Below are 19,774 nucleotides of genomic sequence, written 5' to 3'. Positions count from 1 at the left end.
TTATGATAGTTAAAAAGATGCTAGGATAAAAAATATCCTCGCATCTTTAAATCCCTATTATACATTTGTTATAATTTTATCCACTAAACCATATTCCTTTGCTTCCTCAGCTGATAAGAAGTGATCACGTTCGGTATCTTGTTCAACTTTACTTAGAGGTTGACCTGATGTCTCTGCAATAATTTTATTAATATGCTTTTTGGTTTTAAGAATACGTTTAGCTGTAATTTCAATATCCGTTGCCTGACCTCTAGCTCCCCCTAATGGCTGATGAATCATCACTTCACTATTTGGAAGAGCGAGTCTTTTCCCTTTCGCTCCAGACGTAAGCAGGACCGCAGCCATAGAAGCTGCCATACCGACACAAATGGTTTGAACGTCAGGTTTAATAAATTTCATGGTGTCGTAAATAGCAAAGCCTGCTGTTGTTGACCCGCCAGGACTATTGATATATAGCGAAATATCCTTTTCTGGATCTTCGGCGGCAAGAAACAAAAGCTGTGCGACTAAAGCATTGGCTAGATGATCGTCTATTTCACTTCCTAAAAATACCACTCGATCTTTTAATAATCTTGAATAAATATCATATGAGCGTTCTCCAGTACTTGAACGTTCAATCACATACGGGATAAAGCCTGCCATATTATCACCTCATTTAATCTTTGATTTAAATTAAGCCGCACACACCATCATTGAGGAATCACTTAGCTTCGTCATTTTATGAGTCTTTAATTGAAGGACAGACTGTTTTTCATACAATCGGACAATCTCTTTTAAGTTGTTCGTATGAATGGCATGAATATAGTCCTCGATAACGTATTTATCATCTTTTGAACGAAATTGATCAATAAGATGATCCTGCTGCAGTTTTCTGTTGGCGCGATGATAAGTCACACGAACAGCCCCTTCTGTACTGTTTATCATTTTAGCAATTTCGTCATGAGACAATTGGAATCCTTCAACTAATAGAAAGACCGTTCTCTGCTTTGGTGTTAATACAGTCATCATTCGTTCCATGACATCATGTATTTCTTCGATTTTAATACCTTCATTTGATGTAATGCTTTGGATATTTACATGATGATCGATATCTATGGACTTCTTTCTGCATTGATCAATCCATGAATTTGAGGCAATTCGAAACAAATAGGCTTTTGTTAATTGAAAAGAAGGGTCCTTTTTCCATCTTTTGAAAGCTTTCAATAAGGTTTCTTGATAAAGATCCTCACCATCCCACCTGCATTTAGCTATGGATACACAGTATCCCTTCAGATGTGTCTGATACGTTTTTATTGCCTTTTCAAAAGAATTAGAATCAATCTGTTTAATGGGCTCTGTTTTATATAGCAGTTTCATCATCCTCCTTTCAATCACCCTGTCATGATGTATAACGAATTCTTAACCACATTTGTTACATCTTAAATGTAATATATTAATTTTATTACATAAAAGACACTTTTAATGAATCAGAAGACGAGAACAGCCTAAGAAAACAACCTAAAAAATGTGATACTCATAGTGCGTGTTCAAAAAGGTGACAAATGAAAAGGGTTACTGGCTAAGTACGCTGGCATCCTGCCAGAATGCCAGTACTAGCCCGTCCTGGGCGTCGGAGGATAAGAGCGGTACAGTTTCTTAGGACAGGCATTCCACAGGAACAGGACGTGAACGATTTTAGCTAGCGATCCTCTTGTATCCACTGCATGAGGACCGGAAAAATAAGCGGGCGCCGAGATTCGCACTATCATTTGGTGACTTTTTCAAGCAACCTCTTAAAGATAAAGACATACATGCCATTTTACATCATGTAAAAATGGCATGTATGTCAAAGTTATAAACATTCATTTAAAATAAATAACTCGAAACAAAATTCGTATTCAAGATAGACGAACTTTTAAATGTTTTAGAGGGCTGCTAATGCATCTTCTATAATAGAGAATCCTTCTTTAAGTTGATCATTTGTTATAACAAGTGGCGTCAAGAATCGAATAATATTTCCTTTAATCCCTGCATTTAAAAGTAATAGTCCATTTTCATTAGCATACTTAACGATAGCACTTGTTTTTTCTTTGCCAGGTTTTCGAGTTGCACGGTCTTCAACAAGTTCTACAGCCACCATTGCGCCTAGTCTTCTCACATCACCAATAAATTCATATTGTTCTTGCCATTTTAGTGCTTGTTTTTCAATTAACGCACCAATCTCTTCAGATCTTTCATTTAGCTTTTCTTCTTCCAAAATATCGAGGACGGCTAATGCCGCTACACATCCAAGAGGACTTCCGCAATATGTTCCACCTAGTTCACCCGGATTACATGCATCAACATATTCTTTTTTTCCGATAACACCACTCAGAGGAAATCCTGCTGCAAGTGATTTCGAAATCGTCATTAAGTCAGGTACAACATCGAAGTGTTCAATGGCAAATGTTTTCCCTGTTCTAGCAAAACCAGTCTGAATTTCATCAGCTACAAATAAAATACCATGTTTCGTACAGAAGTCACGTACATATTGAACAAACCGTTTTGAAGGAATAATAAAACCCCCTTCACCTTGAACAGGCTCCATAACAACGCAAGCCACAGATTCAGGAGATACAACACCCACAAAAAAGGCTTCAAATTGTTCAATCACAAATTCATCATATTCGTCGTCTGTCATACCTTTTGGTTTTTGGTAATAATAAGGGAATGGCGCTTTATAGGTTTCAGGGCTGAATGGACCAAAGCCTGTTTTATAAGGATTAACTTTCGCCGTCATACCCATTGTTAAATTTGTTCGACCATGAAAGGCACGGTCAAAAGTGACCACCGCTTGTCTTCCTGTATATCGCCTGGCTATTTTTACAGCATTTTCAACGGCTTCTGCACCTGAATTTAATAAAATGACTTGTTTTTCATCCTCTCCAGGCGCTAATTCACATAATTTTTCAGCGAGTTCAATATAGGATGGATACATCATGACATTGAATCCAGGATGGATATAGTCATCTAACTGTTTTTTTACTGCCTCTACAACTTTCGGATGAGAGTGACCCACATTCAAAGTTCCAATCGCACCCGCAAAATCAATAAACCGTTTACCATCCAAGTCTGTTACAATGGCTCCTTTTGCTTTTGCTGCTAAACGACGATTCCCATTCCCAACGCCTCTAGCGACATAACGATCGCGTTTTTCTTGAAGTTCTTTTGTTTTTGAACTTTTTACTAAATTTTCTGTCATTCAAAATCATCTCCTTTTCATCATTCTCTGTATGTTCATCTTGCATTATTTTTGATATGATGAAAAGTATCAATTTTCAAATTTTTTAGGTACCAGAGGGTGATCATATGCTAACAATTCGTCTAAATACTTCTAAGAAGAAAGTACCTCTCTATCGTCAAATATATGAACAAATCAAGGCTGAAATTTTACAACATCATTACCTGCCACATCAACAATTGCCATCTAAACGTGACTTGGCTAAAGAATTGAGTGTGAGTGTTAATTCAGTCAATAATGCCTATCAACAGTTATTAGAAGAAGGCTATATTTATTCAAAAGAACGTAGTGGATTTTATATTGAGCATATTGATTCATTCAATCAACAAGTCATTTCAAAGCCGCTTCATCAGGACCTTATTGAAAAGGATGAAAATTCTATGAAACATTGGATATCCTTTTCACATATGGCTACAGATACGACGCAATTCCCATTTGATCGTTGGGTTCATTGTGAACAAAGAGTGATTAAACATTCACGTGAACAAATGAATAATATTAAGCATCCCCAAGGCCTATATTCTGTACGAGAGAGCATTTGCAGACTGATCTCTCTAACCCGAGGTGTAAAATGCTTTCCAGAACAAGTTGTTCTTGGCGCTGGTACACACTTTCTAATGCAAATGTTCATTCGCTTATTACCTGAGAATTCAACATTCTCCATGGAAGATCCAGGGTATAAGCGTATCTATACCTTTCTGAAAAATGAACAAGTTCATGTCAAAACCTTTGGTATTGATGAAAAAGGGGCCTCGATAAATGATATTCGCCGACTTAACCCCAATATCGTGTATATTACCCCTTCTCATCAATTTCCTACTGGTCGATTAATGCCTATTGCAAGGCGCGTCCAGATATTAAATTGGGCGATGGAATCAAATCATCGCTATATACTAGAAGATGATTACGATAGTGAATTTAAGTATGAAAGTGATACAATACCTGCCCTGCAAAGTTTGGATACCTTTGAGAAAGTTATCTACATGGGTTGTTTTTCAAAATCCTTAATGCCTGGACTTCGAGTGAGTTATATGATTCTACCCCAGCATCTCTTATATGTTTTTCGTAAAAAGTATGCCGACTTTTTTCAAAGCTGTAGTGTGTTAACACAATTAACATTGCAAGAATTTATTGATTCTGGAGAATATCAAAAGCATATTAAACGTATGAAACAGCTTTATCAAGAACGAAGAGAAATGCTTATTAAAACCCTAGAAATACATTTTGGTGATCAAATGACGATTGAAGGCGCTAATGCTGGTTTACATTTTCGAATCACGTTTACGACAGGTCGAACGACTGAACACATTTTGAAACGGGCAAAAGAAGAGAAAATAGAACTTTATAGCATGAACCCCTTTTATTTAACGAATACAGAATCAAATCAAGAGACCTCATTTATTCTTGGATTTGCTAAATTACCTAAAGAGCACATTCATGAAGGTGTCAAGCGACTATATCGTGCCATTTACGGTTAGGAATTATCGAAGTAAAAATCGGTCAATGACCATGAAAATATACTTAAAGAGCGTGTTCAAAAAGGCGGCTAAATGAAAAGGGTTAATGGCTAAGTACGCTGGCCATCCTGCAAGAAACGCCAGAACTAGCCCGTCCTGGGCGTCGTAGTATGGGTGGACAGTTTTTTTCTTCATTAGGACCCGCATTCCTCGCGTTGTGGTGGCTTCAGGCGCCAGCGTGAGCGATTTTAGCCAGCGATCCTCTTGTATTTACTACATGAGGACCGGAAAAACGAGCGGGCGACGAGATTCGCAGCTTATCATTTGGTGACTTTTTCAAGCAACCTCATAAAAAAGTACACCGTTTCAATTACGGTGTACTTAGCTAGCTTGGATCATTTTCATCTAATGACACGGTCGTGACTTTTGTATAGTCACCTTTTTTAATTTCTCTTTTGGTTGCTGGTTTTTTTAATTCATCTTCGGTGTCCATACCTTCTGCTATGGTCGGTTGATTCATTTTTTTGTCTTTCATACTTTTTGCCCTCTTTCAATATTATGCTTTACTGAAAGATGGTTAATTATTCGGGTACAATCACTTTATGAAGGAATATGATCGACTTCAAGTTTTTTTATTTCATATAAGCAATAATGCCTTGATCATCATCTAAAACCAATTCCAGAGCAGCTGAATATGGATCAACACCCATTTCAGTGTCTAACCAATAGCGTATCGCTTCAATTAGATTGGACTCAATCAACACGATTTTTCTACCATTTACATAAGTTTCTGCAGAAAATCCATATTCGTCATCATATATAAGTTCAGCTTCGACTGTTTCAGGTCTTACGTCTTTCTTGTTTGCTTGGAACAAACAAATGGCGTTGATAATATCTTGCTCTGTTATTATTTGTTCCCCCACGGGCGATCATCCTCATTTCTACGGTTTCGCTTGCGACCAAAGAAGATGTAACGAATAAGAGCAATGATGGCTACAATCGCTAGTACATTGATTAATAACCCTGCCATCTGGCCAAACGCTCCCATGTTCGCTAGCATACTTCCAAATAGTAATCCAGATAAACCACCAAGGAACATGCCTCTCATAAATCCGCCTTTATTAAACATAGATCCATTTGTGCGTGTTGCGGTCGAGTTATTTCTTTGAGTTTTATTCCTATTAAAGAATGAACCTGAATTATTATTACTTTTAAATGACTTAACTCCTGAGCGATAGCCTTTGGCACTTGCCGTATTTGGCTCAAAGAAGATAAAGGAACTTGCAATAGGTGTAAATACCAATGTTAAAGCAAGAAACGCTGCAGCAATTTTTTTCATCATGAATATTTATCCTCCTCTATTTAGTCACAAGTAATATGACACCTATACATACGGTTAATATAATATAAAGGTTTCAAAAAAATTATTTTTTCACTTTTTGTCTCTTCTTTTCAACTATGAATCCATCAACGTGATTAATATGGCCATGTGATTAATTGACCACAATGAGTTAAGCCACCACCAAACCCATATAGAATAATCTTATCATTTTTCTTAATTTGTCCTGATTTAATACCTTTTTCTAACGCAAGTGGAATAGATGCAAGTGATGTATTTCCGAATTGATCAACACTATATAACGTTTTCTCCATTGGCATATTTAGTCTCTCGCAAATGGCTTCTATCATACGTAAATTAGCACTGTGCGGTATAAACCAGTCAATATCATCAATTGTCAAATTAGCCAAATTTAATAACTCTGTCACTTTTTCTGGAATGGTTTTTAGAGCCCATTTATATACCTCGCGTCCATTTTGCACAAGTTTATCTGTTCCCTTTAATGTTGTCCCGTTCATAGTATTTGACATGGCTGAACGATAGACATGCTCTCCTCCACTTCCATCTGTTCCCATAATCGTTTGAATAAAACTAGGGTGCTCTTCATCAAACTCTAGTAGTGCTGCACCTGCACCATCACCAAACAGAATACAAGTTGTACGATCAGTATAATCGGTAATTTTTGATATTGTTTCTGCTCCAATGACCAATACTTTACGATGTAAACCGCTACTTATCAAGCCATTAGCTACATGAAGCCCGTAAGTAAAGCCAGCGCATGCGGCGCTAAGATCCATCGCACCTGCCGATTTTATTCTAAATGCATCTTGAATTTGTGAAGCTACATTAGGAAAAGAAAAATCTGGTGTCGTCGTACACACTATAATGAGATCGACATCTTCAACAGTAACATGACATTGTCTCATCAACGATTTAACGGCTTCTTTTGCAAGATCACTCGTAAATTGATTTTGATCCGCTATTCTTCTTTCATGAATACCGGTTACACGAACAATCCACTCATCAGACGTATCGACCATCTCTTCTAAATCATGATTAGTTAATATATTGCCCGGGACGTAGGTTCCTAAACCCGCTATTCTCGCTTTTGAGTTCATTTTGATCACCATCCATATTTTATATCTAGACGTTATATCAGTTATTATGACTAGGTACTAATATTATCTATTTATAAAAGGATCTATGTGTTAAGATAGATCCTTTTATACAAAATTATACCAAATTCGAACGTTGGGCTTTTAGAGCTACTTCCAATCGCTGTAAGGCTTCTTTAACAATTTGACGTGGGCAAGCTAAGTTAAACCGAACAAATCCTTCGCCTTCGTCTCCAAACATAGCTCCTTGATTAAAACCGACTTTAGCTTCTTTTAGCATAAACTGCTCAAGTTCTTTTCGATTTAAGCCAAGTTTTCGGCAATCAACCCATGCTAAATAAGTTCCCTCTAGTTCAGACATAGAAAATTCCGGAATATTATTTTTAAAATAGTCTTTGGCGTACTTGTAATTTTCATAAATATAATCAATACAAGCATCAAGCCATTCTTCACCTTCATTATATGCCACTTCGGTCGCCGTCGGACCAAAAGAATTGGGTTGTGACAACTCAAATTTATTCGCTTCTTTTTTAAATTGTGATCTTAATTTAGGATTTGGAATGATAATATTTGAATGCTGCAGACCTGCAATATTAAACGTTTTGCTTGGAGCTGTACATACGATGGTCTTATTTTTTATCTCATCGGATAGACTTGCAAAACAGATGTGCTTCGAACCTACAAATACTAAATCAGCATGAATTTCATCTGCTACAACCAATACGTCATATTTAAGACAAAGATCCGCTAATGCCAAGAGTTCATCTTTTGTCCAAACGCGACCTACAGGATTATGTGGACTGCAAAGAATCATACATTTAACATCGTATTTTTTAAATTTGTCTTCGAGGTCTTCTAAATCCATTTTATATTTACCATCTTCAACTTTTAAAGAATTGGTGACACAAATGCGATCATGATTTTCGATCGCATGTTTAAATGGATGATAGACAGGAGTCTGAATCAAAACATGATCTCCTGGTTCAGTAAAGCCGGAAACAATAAGATTTAGTGCCGTTACAATCCCAGGACTATGACAGATCCACTCTTTCTTGATCTGCCAATCATGTCTTCTTTTCATCCAATTAATCACTGCATTAAAATACGGCTCCGTGTTGTTTGTATAGCCAAATATCCCATGGTCGACCCTTTCTTTTAATGCGTTAACTACTTGCTCTGGTACTCGGAAGTCCATATCTGCCACCCATACCGGTAGCACTTCTTTGCTGCCAAATAATTGTTCAAGTTTGTCCCATTTTGAACTTCCTGTTCCAAACCGGTCAATCACTTCATCAAAATTGTAAACCATTCCATTTCCCCCATTCGTCTCATCGGTGACTGGATTATTTCTTTTACATACTATAACATATATTTTAAAAGAGATGTGGACAGCGAACAGTAAAATGATATACCGTTAATGACTACCCGAATAAATTTTTTAAAAGTTTTAAAAATGATATTTTTAACAAACAAAAGTCAATCGTCTATTATCTGGATTGTAAACAAAAGGCGCCCCATTCAGCGCCTTTTTATTCACCTACTCTTTTTGATAATTCAATTCCCATGTTACTCCATATTTATCCAACACAACACCAAAGGTAGCCCCCCAAAAGGTTTCCTGTAATTCCATTTTTATTTGGCCATCTTTGGCAAGTGCCTCATAGAGAGTACGAATTTCTGATTCACTTTCAAGATCTAAAGCCAGCTGAATTTGACTTCCTTGACTTATATGGCTATTAAAAATATCAGCAAAATATAGGACACAGACGTTATTTATGTGCAATTCAGCGTGGATGTATTTTCCTTCTTGTCCTTTAAACATCTCAATTCCATCAGATAATTGCGTGTTTTTTATTTCTCCACCGAAGATGGAATGATAATACCGGGTAGCTTCTTTGCAATTTTCAATCATGATATGTGGAATAATCCGTTTCATAAGTCCTCCAAATAGTATTAAGTACATAATATGCCTTCCTAAAAAGGAGCATAGCCTACTCAATTTATTATTATACAAAATCATTTCAGTGCCAAACAAATCCACTTAACTAAGTGTATAATTCTCATAGACATCAGATTATTGATCCAGTGCTTTAGAAAAACCTTTCATGATATAAGCCATGTGCACCGCGCAATCTTCAAAGTCTTTTATACGTATGGATTCATTAGGTGCATGGGCTTTCGATTCAACCCAACCAACTCCTGTACTTACAATTGGTAAAGATAGATTTTCACCAAATAGATACATTGGGCCTGTTCCAGCTGAATTAGGCCATAGAACAATGTCTGATTGATAGGCATCTTCTGCCGATTTTTTTACGAGTGATAAAAAAGGATGATCATAATCTGAACGATAGGCTTTTTGGCCATTAATGAGTTCAATTTGAACATCTGTAAATCCTTCCTTATCAAGATGGACTCGAATACAATCCCGAACATGTTCGGGATCTTGACCAAGGACTAAGCGACAATCTAATTTGGCTTTTGCTTGTTTTGGTAAAACTGTTTTAGACCCTTCCCCTGTATAACCACTGTACATTCCACATATCGTCATTGTAGGTTCAAAAACCATGGCTATTCTGGGATCTTTTTCTTTAGACTCTGTAATTAATGGACGTTTCAATCCATAAATTTTAGCTATCGTATCTTTATCAAACGGAAGTGTTTTTACGACCTCTTTTTCCCTTAATGTTGGTTCTGTTATTCCATCAAAAAATCCTTCAACTAAAATTTCGTTCTCTTTATTTTTCATACTCGATAATGCTTGAACAAGACGCCAAGCTGCATTATCTACATAAGCCCCTAAAGAAGAATGCATATCAATATCTTCACCCGTGCAAGTTATCTCAAAGTAAGCCATCCCTTTAATACCCGCATCCATAACAACCCGTTCCTTTTCATCTTTACTTCCAAATTCCCAAATGCAAGCATCTGATTGAAATAGATCCTGATATTTTTGAAGATAGCCTTCAAGACTGGGGCTGCCAACCTCTTCCTCCCCTTCAATCAGAAATTTCACTTGACAGGGAAGACCGCCATCTAAGGACTGCAAGACTCGAATAGCCAATAAACGAGTTAATAAGGATCCCTTGTTATCCGATGTTCCTCTAGCATAAAGAATATCGCCAATTAATGTAGGTTCAAATGGTGGAGTGACCCATTCCTCTAATGGCTCTGGTGGTTGAACATCATAATGATTATAGAATAAGAGAGTTTTAGTAGAATCTGCTTTTTCTCCTGCTTCGAAACAGGCATAAATCACTGGATTTCCTCCGCAATCATCTAGAATTTTTACCTCTCCACCAAGTTCTTCGATCATTTCTTTTACAAAATCCACAGTTTCATGAATAGCTGTATGTTGAGCTGAAATCGTGGGAAAACGTAAATAGGCATATAACTTGTCCAAAGCTTGATCTATCAATTTTTTTGTTTCCTTGCGTATCTTATCCGTCATATGGTCAAATCCCCTTTTACATTATACTTTTTTAGACTTCGACTTAAAAACGATAAATTCCTTTTACTTTTCTTTTTTTCTGTCAATTTATTTTGGCTAACAAAAATATTACTTGACAACCATAAGATTATTGAACATAATATGTAGAAAATAAGATATCGGAATGCATTGATAGGGAATAGTAAATGGCGACCTTGAGAGCAAAAGAGATTGGAATTCACCGGCTGAAAGATTCCATTGTCATCACCCATTGAACCTGCCCCTTGAGCCATTAGGCTAAATAACCTAATCGTCCTCTACGTTACAGAGATGAAAGTGAGCATTAAACAATAATGCTAATCAAGGTGGTACCGCGGGTAAGTCACTCTCCCGTCCTTATAAAGGATGGAAGAGTGACTTTTTTATTTACTTTAATAAAATGCCCTTAGAGACAGAGATTGAAAGGAAACGGAACTGATGAGAAAAAAAAGAATCGTCGTTAAAATCGGTAGTAGTTCACTTACGAACAGTCAAGGTGAAGTTAGTGATTTTAAATTAAAAGATCATACCGATGCAATTAGCCGATTAAAACAAAACGGGCATGACGTTATTATTGTATCGTCTGGTGCTGTTGCCAGTGGGTATAGCGGTCTTGGTTATCCCGCAAGACCCGTGACCATTGCTGGTAAACAAGCTGCAGCTGCCGTTGGTCAAGTTAGACTCTTAAATGCATATGCAACCCAATTTCTGAAACACGACCTTGTTTGCGCTCAGCTTTTGTTAACGAGACAAGATTTTCAAAAACGTGAACAAATGACCCATGCCTATTCTGCATTATCAGAATTACTTAAAAGAAATGTCATTCCTATTATTAATGAAAACGACTCGGTTTCTCTTGAAGAATTAACTTTTGGGGATAATGATATGCTTTCTGCCCTTGTTAGCGGACTCGTGCATGCAGATCTGCTCATCATATTAACAGATATTAATGGTTTGTATGATGACAATCCTCATCACAATCCTAATGCCAAGCGATATAACTTTTTACCAGATATTACGAATGAACTACTTGGGTTTGCTAAAAGTACTTCCCGCTCAAAAGTGGGTACCGGTGGAATGAAATCAAAGTTACTCGCTGCGCAAACAGCCCTTTCACTTGGAGTCCGTACGTTCATTGGGACGGGAGAAGGAGCAAATAAATGTCTTCAAATTCTTCAAGGTCATGGCGATGGCACATATATTGGTGATGAAAATCTAAAACCGTCATTAAAGGTACCAGAACAGTGGATTGCCTTACACTCTCCAGTATCCGGTAATATCGAAATTGATGATGGAGCCGTGAAAGCCCTTCTTGAACAAGGAAAAAGCCTTTTACCAGCGGGAATTAAACACATTAACGGACATTTTTCCGCTGGCGAGGTGATCCAATTATTAGATCGAAATAACCATGTCCTTGGAAAAGGTCAAGTCAATTATTCATCCGATACGTTAAGAGCCATGAAACAGCTTTCAAATCAAGATTCATTAGAATTTATCCCTAAACAGCATCCGGAAGTCATTCATCGAGATAATTGGGTTTCTTATAAAAAATGGACAGATTAAAAAGATGAGGTGTGAAGTGTATGAGTGATTTATTACAAAAAGCCGCACTTGTAAAAAGTGCCGCTAGACAAATGACAAAATTATCAACTGAAGAAAAGAATGATGCGTTGTTGCAAATCGCAGATGCTCTTCAAAATTCGATACCAGAAATTATAAAAGCTAATCTTAAAGATCTTCAACTCGCTGAAGAAAATGGCTCAAATCATTCTTATCTTGACCGTTTAAGATTAACAGAAGAACGCATATCCGATATTTCAAATGCTTTGCGAAAACTCGTAAATTTACCAGATCCAATCGGCGATGTTCTCGAAGAGTGGTCTCATCCAAATCATATGCAAATTAGAAAGGTTCGAGTCCCTCTCGGTGTTGTTGGAATGGTTTATGAAGCAAGACCAAATGTCACTGTTGATGCGACTGGTCTTTGCTTAAAAACCGGGAATGCCGTTTATTTAAGAGGCAGTTCATCAGCTTTAAATACGAATAAGTGCCTCGTTAAAATCATCCAAAACGCTTTGAAAAAAACAGCCATTCCGTCTGATGCCGTTCAATTACTTGAAGATGTAAGTAGAGAGACTGCCACTCAATTTTTCCAACTAAAAAAGTATTTGGATGTTTTGATTCCTAGAGGTAGTGCATCCTTGATACAAGCTGTTTTGAATCAAGCAAGTGTACCTGTCATCGAAACAGGTGCCGGTAATTGCCACCTGTATATTGACGATAGTGCGTCTTTTGACATGGCCGTTTCAATTTCTTTAAATGCCAAAGTACAACGTCCATCTGTCTGTAATTCAGTCGAAACGATTATTATTCATCGATCATGGTTTGATTCATATGGAGAGAGTCTCCTAAAGAAGCTAACCGATGCAAACGTAGAATGCAGACTTGATCAAACGGTTGCTGGATTATACCCTGACTTTCCTGTAGCAACTGAAGAAGACTGGGAAACCGAGTATAACGACTATATTGTCGCTATAAAAATTGTTGAACATTTAGATAAAGCAATTGAACATATTAATCGCTATTCGACGAAGCATTCAGAGGCTATTGTCTCTGAAACTCAAGAACATGTTGATCGCTTCTTTCAAGAAGTTGATGCATCCACTCTTTACCATAATGCCTCTACACGCTTTACAGATGGTGAAGAATTTGGGTTTGGTGCAGAAATTGGCATTAGTACGCAAAAACTCCATGCCCGTGGCCCAATGGGGCTTCCCGTCCTTACGACCATTAAATATCTCGTCAATGGACAGGGGCAAATAAGATAATGATTGTAAAAAGCCATCCAAAAAATTTAAATGATATCTAAAGTATAAACCTTCACTTTAGATATCATTTAAATTAGCTGATGGCTTTTTCTATTACCTAATTGAGGCTTTAATTACTTTTTAAGTTTATAATTTTATAGAGTTGAAAAGGTTTTAATCGGCCTTTTTTTGTAAAATGATCAAAACTTGAAGAAGAGCCAAACACGATTTGTATTTGACTCTTCTTTTTAAAAATGGTTATCTATTTTGTTGACTTGCATTTTTGTTTAATTCACTGTGTTTCCTTGAGTAAATGAAATAAATGACTATTCCAATGATGAACCAAATACCAAACGCTTTCCACGTTACCGATTTCAAATTAAGCATCAGATACCCACAAGAAAGAACGGCTAGTAAAGGTATAACTGGAACGAACGGCACTTTAAAGTTTCTTTTTAAATTAGGTTGTGTATATCTTAAAACAACCACACCAATGGCGACAACGATAAAGGCAAACATTGTACCGATATTCGTTAATTCGGCTAAATGATTAAGTGGCACTAAGCCAGAAAATACTGAGGCCATAATAAAAGTCAAAATAATGGTTAGTGTAGGTGTTTTACGTTTCGGATGAACTTTAGATAGTTTTTTTGGCAATAAACCATCTCGACTAATGGCAAAAAATAATCGTGTTTGACCATACATCATAACAAATAGTACCGTGGTTATACCAATAATAGCACCAAGAGAAACAAAACCAGCCACCCAGTTTTGATCAACGACTTGAAGAGCAAAAGCAACAGGGTTTTTTACATTAAGGTCTGTGTAAGGAACCATCCCTGTTAAAATAGCGGAAACGGCTACATACAAAACTGTACAAATTAATAATGAAGAAATGATTCCAATTGGCATATTTTTTTGTGGATTTTTCACTTCTTCAGCTGCCGAAGACACAGCATCGAAACCGATATACGCTAAAAAGGCTGTTGCTGCGCCATTTAAAACTCCGGAAAAACCAAACGGCATAAATGGGGTCCAATTATCTGGTTTTACAAAGAAAGCCCCGACAACAATGAATAAAAGAACGACGGCTATTTTAACCAATACCATTATATTATTAATTCTCGTCGATTGCTTCACTCCTGCCAATAAAACAAGTGTAATAATTCCAACGATCACAATGGCTAAAACATCCACATAAGTGCCAGTTCCCGGATTATAAGCACTGCTTATGGCTTTTGGAATATGTATTCCAAACCCAGCTAATAATCCTTGAAAGTATCCTGACCAACCGCTAGCAACTACTGAAGAAGCAAGTCCATATTCTAGAATTAAATCCCAACCTAAGATCCATGCTATCACTTCACCAAAAGCAGCATAGCTATACGTATATGCACTACCAGAGACAGGTACGATTGAGGCAAATTCTGCATAACATAATGCCGCAAATACACAGGCTATTCCCGATAATATGAAAGATAATATAATTCCCGGCCCGGAATCCGTCGCAGCCACAATACCTGTTAAAACAAATATTCCTGTACCTATAACTGCGCCTACTCCTAACATCGTTAAATCAAAAGCACCTAACGATTTACTTAATTGTGATTTTCCTTGTCCTTGTTTGATTAAATAAGGTATCGATTTCTTTCTAAATAATTCCACTTTATGACTCCTCACTGCTGTATGAATAGTATGAATTTTTAGGGTACATTAGAATCTTTAACATGCCTATTTTCCCCAATTATTCTCAAAACATAAAGGCTATATAAATTTTTCAAGATCTCTTCAAGGCGCCTTTTTTTGAAAAATTGATCTTTTATATAAAATCTATAAGCAATAATAAAACAACATGAATAGTTAGTATTCTACATAATTCGACACAACATGTAAAGAGAAATTTTAGAATTTAGATTATTTATAAACAAAATGAAGGTCTATTGTAAATACTTAACAATTTATCCCACATTAACGACTAGTAAAGATCCCACCTCAAGGTAATGAGTGTAAACGAGCATTCCTAGGTGGGGGATGAAATAAACCCTACTGATTGAAGTTTCACTTTATAAATGAACAATATTGTTGTAGAAACGGTTAATCATTTTCTTGAGAAACAATAAGGATTAATATAAAAAATTCATAAAATCGTCATTTGCTAATTGAGAATTTTGATTTATAATTAAGAATAAAAAAGGATAATCAGTCCTTATTATGGACTAACTATCCTTTGGTTTATTATCTTAATTAAACACTTAGCTCTCTCTAAACTTTAAATTATTATTTATCATTTACAATAATAAAGGCAACTTTAATTGGACCGTGAACACCAACGACTAGATTCATCTCGATATCGGCACTGTTACTTGGACCTGAAATGAAGTTAATATAGTTAGGTATTGATTTTCCTTCTTTTGCAAACTCGTTAATTTTTCGAGTGGCTTGACTTAAACGAGGAACTATAGAACTCTTTGGGATAATCACAACAGATGTAACCGGCAATAAACTCACTGATCGAGCTTTCTCAGCATCATTCATAAGCATAGCCGTTCCAGATTCTGCTAGGGTTATATCACTAAAAACAAGACCAATATTTGCAGACTGTGCTTTTTCAATGTTTGTTGGTCCCTCATTCAAATCCCAAGTAAATACATTTAATTTATCTAAGGCTTCTGATAGCCCATATTCATCAAAACGATCATCTTTACATGCGACGATGGGACCACCATCATAATCTTGAATGACATTCTGCAATGTATCTGGAAGTTCACTTAGACTAGTCTCATACACTTTTGTATGTAGAGGTTTACAAGATTTCTTAAGAATATCTAAAAGTTCATCTTGAGAATAGGATTGATAAACATCCCATTGAGGTTGAAAATTCCATTCTGGTTTTTTTACCTGTTGAGTTCGCTCTCTGCCTAATTTTGAGGCTATTTTATTAAGAAATGTATCTTGATTTTCAACAGTACCCGGCATCATTCTTCACCCTTTTTTGTTTCCTTTTTATGATTTTTGAACCATTCTCTAAAGTTTTCAGAACTTGGAGCTGGGAAATCTCGACCATGTGTCCATGGTTTCATTGGTCCTGGTCCCTTACTTATTTTCCCATCCTTAACTAAAGGTTTCATTGCTTTTGGAGCTAATTTGGTTGCCATTTTAAATAACGATGGCGAACTTGCTCCTATTCCAAAACCTTTCATAGCAAGTTTTTCACTTAATGGAGCATGACCTTCACCATTAACGATATGCTGACGATGTTTGATCAACAGCTCATGTAAAGGAATTTTCACAGGACAAGCTTCGGTACAAGCCGCGCATAAGCTTGATGCATAGGGTAATTTTCCGTATTCTTCATATCCACCAAGAATGGGTGATAAAACGGCACCAATAGGCCCTGGATAGATTGATCCATAAGCATGCCCACCAATATGACGATAAACTGGACAAACATTCACGCATGCTGCACAACGAATACAGTGCAGTGCACTTTGAAATTCAGTACCTAAGGCATTTGATCGACCCGCATCAACGATCACGAGGTGAAAATCTTTTGGACTATCAACATCTTCTATATTTTCCCCTGGAGTAATACCTGTTACATAGGTTGTTAATTTTTGGCCAACAGAACTTCTACAGAGTAAAGTTACTAATATATCAAGTTCTTCCCATGAAGGTACGATTCTTTCCATCCCCATGACTGTAATTTGTGTTTCAGGGAATGAAGTGACCATATTAGCATTTCCTTCGTTGGTAACAAGTGAGACACTTCCCGTATTCGCAATGGCAAAGTTGCAGCCTGTGACACCCACTTCAGCATCCAAAAATTCTTGCCTAAGCGTTTCTCTTGCAAAAGCTGCAATCTCTTCTGGTTTATCTGAGTTTTTATACCCAACTTTTCGTAGTGCATCTCGCATTTGTCCTCTATTTTTATGTAATGATGGAACCACGATGTGTGATGGACTATCATGATTATCAACTTGAAGAATGTATTCAGCTAGATCTGTTTCTAATACTGTACATCCAATATCTTCAAGTGCTTCATTTAGACTTATTTCTTCTGTTACCATTGACTTTGCTTTAACGACTTTTTTGGCGTTTTTTTGTTTGACAACTTTTTGGATATAATGTTGTGCATCTTCTACCGTTTCAGCGAAATAGACATGGCCACCTTTTGCTGCCCAATTGTCACTTAATTGCTTAAGATAGTAATCAAGATTTTCTAATGTATGACGTCTAATCTCTTCACCTGCACTACGCCATATTTCCCAATCTACCAATGATTTATCATAGATTGTTGCATTTAACTTTCTTCCACGCAAGCCATCTTGTGCAGAAGATACCGCATTTTGCATAAAATCATTGTTTATTCCTTCATCAACACGATCAAAGAAGGGTTGATTCCCTATTTTCATTGGCATGATGAGAGCCTCCCTTTACATGGTGATTTAATATCTCTGCAATATGCTTTACTTCTATTTTCTTTCCTTTTCGATTTATTCGTCCACCAATATTCATGAGACAGCTACAATCGGATCCTATAACCAAATCTGCCTCAGTTTCTTCAATGTGTCTCACCTTTTCATCAACCATTTCTTCTGATATTGGTGACATTTTAACAGAAAAAGTTCCTCCAAAACCGCAACAATCGTAATTGTTAGGAAGCGGTATAACCTCTAAACCTTTGACATGTTTTAATAGTCTAAAAGGCGCTTCTTTTTCACCAAGTAAACGTGACATATGACAAGATGTATGAACGGTTGCTTTTGCTTCGTATTCTGCCCCCAAATCTTCAACACCAAGAACATGAACAATAAATTGGGTGAATTCATATGTCTTGTCAGCCATTGCTTCAGCTTTTAATTTCCAACCTGGCTCATCAACAAACATTTTAGGATATTCACGAAACATAGTCGTACAGGAACCAGATGGACTAACAATATAATCAGCATCTTCAAATGCACGGATCATTTGTTTAGCTGCTTTTTTGGCGTCATTTAGATACCCACTATTAAAAGCCGGTTGTCCGCAACAAATTTGACCTTTTGGAAAATTAACTTCACAACCAAGCCTTTCAAGAATTTCCGTGACATCTTTCCCAACTTTTGCATAGAAAAGTTCTCCTAAACACGTAATGAATAAGGAAACTTTCAATCTAATCACCCTTTCTATAACTCTAGTATTGGATTGTTTTGTACCACAAATATTTAACATCTTTTTATAATCAGGTCATCTGATGACCTGATTATAAAAAGTCATCCAATATACACAATTTATACATATTTTATTCAAAAATCAAGCTTTTAGATTTAAAAGATTAAGATTAAATCAATCTTAATCATTCATGCATATACGTTAATAATGTTTTTTGAACACTGTTTAAATGATACTCCATTAGTGTTTTTGATTCTTCTACATCTTTTCTTTTTATAGCTTCATAAATATTTTGATGCTGTTCAAAGAGCTTTTCAAGCGTTGTTGTTTTTGAAAAAATCCAAATACGTCGCGTTTCTTTCATTGATTTTGAAATAGCTTCCGACACACTTAACATGAGATTCTCCAATAATGGATTATGAGCAGCTCTAGCGATTGCAATGTGAAAATCAATATCCGCTTTCTCACCAATATCTGAACTCTCCATGGTTGAAACTTTCATATTGTTTAAAACTGCTTTAATGGCGTTTAAGTCTTCTTCATTTCGTTTTAAAGCCGCTGATTCTACCGCCCCTAATTCTAATATTTTTCTTACATCCAACAAATCTTCTAAATCCTTTTTCTCCATAAGTAGTAGATTGGTCAGTGATTGTGAAAAGGATTGAGGATTATAATATTTTATAAACGTGCCCTCGCCTTGCTTCATTTCTACAAGTCCCATTGCTCTTAACGCACTAAGAGCCTCCCTTATTGCTGAACGTCCAACTTCAAATTTTTCAGATAATTTCTGAACAGAATCTAATTTATCACCTGGCTTTAATACACCTGTTGAAATCATATTCAACAATTGATCGGCTACTTCTTCATATATCTTCTTGCTCTTAATAATTTTATAGGACACCACATTCACCCTTACATATTATTGTTTATGATCTAATGATAATATCATTATTATAAACCTTATTTTAAGTATTTTTCTATGGACAAACTTCTTTTATTAATTAATTATGGATTTAATACTAGACTGTTGGTTTACAACGAGTTATTTGATAACGATTTGCGCGACTTTCCGTTTTATTGAGCTACTTTCCGTTTTATTGAGCTACTTTCCGTTTTATTGAGCTACTTTCCGTTTTATTGAGCTACTTTCCGTTTTATTGAGCTACTTTCCGTTTTA

18 protein-coding genes and 1 other annotated feature are annotated in these 19,774 nt (G+C 36.3%); of the genes, 3 read left to right on the top strand and 15 right to left on the bottom strand.

Annotation, left to right across the window (positions count from 1 at the left end):
• Nucleotides 1–57: 57 nt before the first annotated feature.
• The 3 genes from clpP to gabT all read right to left on the bottom strand — a co-directional run bounded on the left by clpP (nt 58) and on the right by gabT (nt 3,220).
• Nucleotides 58–642 (bottom strand): ATP-dependent Clp endopeptidase proteolytic subunit ClpP, encoded by a 585-nt coding sequence (clpP, locus tag FG390_RS14535; protein WP_141191760.1) that lies wholly within the window; start codon nt 640–642, stop codon nt 58–60.
• A 30-nt stretch (nt 643–672) separates the two neighbouring features.
• Complete coding sequence (locus FG390_RS14530) at nt 673–1,359, bottom strand: RNA polymerase sigma factor (RefSeq protein WP_141191759.1); 687 nt, start codon at nt 1,357–1,359, stop codon at nt 673–675.
• Between the two features lie 544 nt (nt 1,360–1,903).
• Entirely contained in the window at nt 1,904–3,220 is a 1,317-nt protein-coding gene (gene gabT, locus FG390_RS14525; RefSeq protein ID WP_141191758.1) for a 4-aminobutyrate--2-oxoglutarate transaminase, read from the bottom strand.
• 107 nt (nt 3,221–3,327) lie between these two features.
• On the opposite strand from gabT, the gene gabR reads away from it, so the two are divergent.
• A complete protein-coding gene (gene gabR / locus FG390_RS14520) occupies nt 3,328–4,737 on the top strand; it encodes a MocR-like transcriptional regulator GabR (RefSeq protein WP_141191757.1) in 1,410 nt (469 codons plus the stop codon).
• A 364-nt stretch (nt 4,738–5,101) separates the two neighbouring features.
• Here gabR and FG390_RS15860 read toward each other — a convergent pair whose 3' ends face one another.
• The 7 genes from FG390_RS15860 to FG390_RS14490 form a co-directional block, all read right to left on the bottom strand.
• Nucleotides 5,102–5,251, bottom strand: coding sequence for a hypothetical protein (locus tag FG390_RS15860; RefSeq protein WP_181406515.1), 150 nt, complete (start codon nt 5,249–5,251; stop codon nt 5,102–5,104).
• 97 nt (nt 5,252–5,348) lie between these two features.
• The gene (locus tag FG390_RS14515) at nt 5,349–5,639 is read right to left on the bottom strand and encodes a YxcD family protein (RefSeq protein ID WP_141191756.1); all 291 of its coding nucleotides are present in this window, start codon (nt 5,637–5,639) and stop codon (nt 5,349–5,351) included.
• Nucleotides 5,624–6,058 (bottom strand): hypothetical protein, encoded by a 435-nt coding sequence (locus FG390_RS14510; protein ID WP_258311688.1) that lies wholly within the window; start codon nt 6,056–6,058, stop codon nt 5,624–5,626. The genes FG390_RS14515 and FG390_RS14510 overlap by 16 nt, the downstream gene beginning before the upstream one ends.
• Nucleotides 6,059–6,192: 134 nt before the next feature.
• Nucleotides 6,193–7,173, bottom strand: a complete 981-nt coding sequence (locus FG390_RS14505) for a ketoacyl-ACP synthase III (RefSeq protein WP_141191755.1) — start codon at nt 7,171–7,173, stop codon at nt 6,193–6,195.
• A 115-nt stretch (nt 7,174–7,288) separates the two neighbouring features.
• Nucleotides 7,289–8,479 (bottom strand): MalY/PatB family protein, encoded by a 1,191-nt coding sequence (locus FG390_RS14500; protein WP_141191754.1) that lies wholly within the window; start codon nt 8,477–8,479, stop codon nt 7,289–7,291.
• Between the two features lie 228 nt (nt 8,480–8,707).
• A complete protein-coding gene (locus tag FG390_RS14495) occupies nt 8,708–9,133 on the bottom strand; it encodes a VOC family protein (protein WP_246092854.1) in 426 nt (141 codons plus the stop codon).
• A 111-nt stretch (nt 9,134–9,244) separates the two neighbouring features.
• Nucleotides 9,245–10,621, bottom strand: a complete 1,377-nt coding sequence (locus FG390_RS14490) for a M20/M25/M40 family metallo-hydrolase (RefSeq protein ID WP_141191753.1) — start codon at nt 10,619–10,621, stop codon at nt 9,245–9,247.
• Between the two features lie 159 nt (nt 10,622–10,780).
• Nucleotides 10,781–11,001 (top strand) — a binding site (T-box leader).
• A 76-nt stretch (nt 11,002–11,077) separates the two neighbouring features.
• Between FG390_RS14490 and proB the strand changes: the two genes are divergently transcribed.
• Complete coding sequence (gene proB / locus FG390_RS14485) at nt 11,078–12,202, top strand: glutamate 5-kinase (protein ID WP_141191752.1); 1,125 nt, start codon at nt 11,078–11,080, stop codon at nt 12,200–12,202.
• Nucleotides 12,203–12,222: 20 nt separating this feature from the next.
• Nucleotides 12,223–13,467, top strand: a complete 1,245-nt coding sequence (locus tag FG390_RS14480; protein WP_141191751.1) for a glutamate-5-semialdehyde dehydrogenase — start codon at nt 12,223–12,225, stop codon at nt 13,465–13,467.
• A gap of 237 nt (nt 13,468–13,704) precedes the next feature.
• Here FG390_RS14480 and bcaP read toward each other — a convergent pair whose 3' ends face one another.
• The 5 genes from bcaP to FG390_RS14455 all read right to left on the bottom strand — a co-directional run bounded on the left by bcaP (nt 13,705) and on the right by FG390_RS14455 (nt 19,498).
• Complete coding sequence (gene bcaP / locus FG390_RS14475) at nt 13,705–15,111, bottom strand: branched-chain amino acid transporter BcaP (RefSeq protein WP_141191750.1); 1,407 nt, start codon at nt 15,109–15,111, stop codon at nt 13,705–13,707.
• Between the two features lie 612 nt (nt 15,112–15,723).
• Nucleotides 15,724–16,425, bottom strand: coding sequence for a LutC/YkgG family protein (locus tag FG390_RS14470; RefSeq protein WP_181406514.1), 702 nt, complete (start codon nt 16,423–16,425; stop codon nt 15,724–15,726).
• Nucleotides 16,422–17,864: a LutB/LldF family L-lactate oxidation iron-sulfur protein gene (locus FG390_RS14465; RefSeq protein WP_141191749.1), complete on the bottom strand. Its 1,443-nt coding sequence runs from the start codon at nt 17,862–17,864 to the stop codon at nt 16,422–16,424. The genes FG390_RS14470 and FG390_RS14465 overlap by 4 nt, the downstream gene beginning before the upstream one ends.
• Nucleotides 17,830–18,597 (bottom strand): (Fe-S)-binding protein, encoded by a 768-nt coding sequence (locus FG390_RS14460; RefSeq protein ID WP_141191748.1) that lies wholly within the window; start codon nt 18,595–18,597, stop codon nt 17,830–17,832. Before FG390_RS14460 ends, FG390_RS14465 begins: the two co-directional genes overlap by 35 nt.
• A 184-nt stretch (nt 18,598–18,781) precedes the next feature.
• Nucleotides 18,782–19,498 carry a FadR/GntR family transcriptional regulator gene (locus tag FG390_RS14455; protein WP_141191747.1) on the bottom strand — a complete coding sequence of 239 codons (717 nt, stop codon included), beginning with the start codon at nt 19,496–19,498 and terminating at the stop codon, nt 18,782–18,784.
• Nucleotides 19,499–19,774: the final 276 nt, after the last annotated feature.

This window comes from Terrilactibacillus laevilacticus, assembly GCF_006517395.1.
Classification (GTDB): Bacteria; Bacillota; Bacilli; order Bacillales; family Sporolactobacillaceae; genus Terrilactibacillus; species Terrilactibacillus laevilacticus.
The sequence above is the reverse complement of the archived record's forward strand: the minus strand, read 5'-3'. Positions and strand labels throughout refer to the sequence as shown.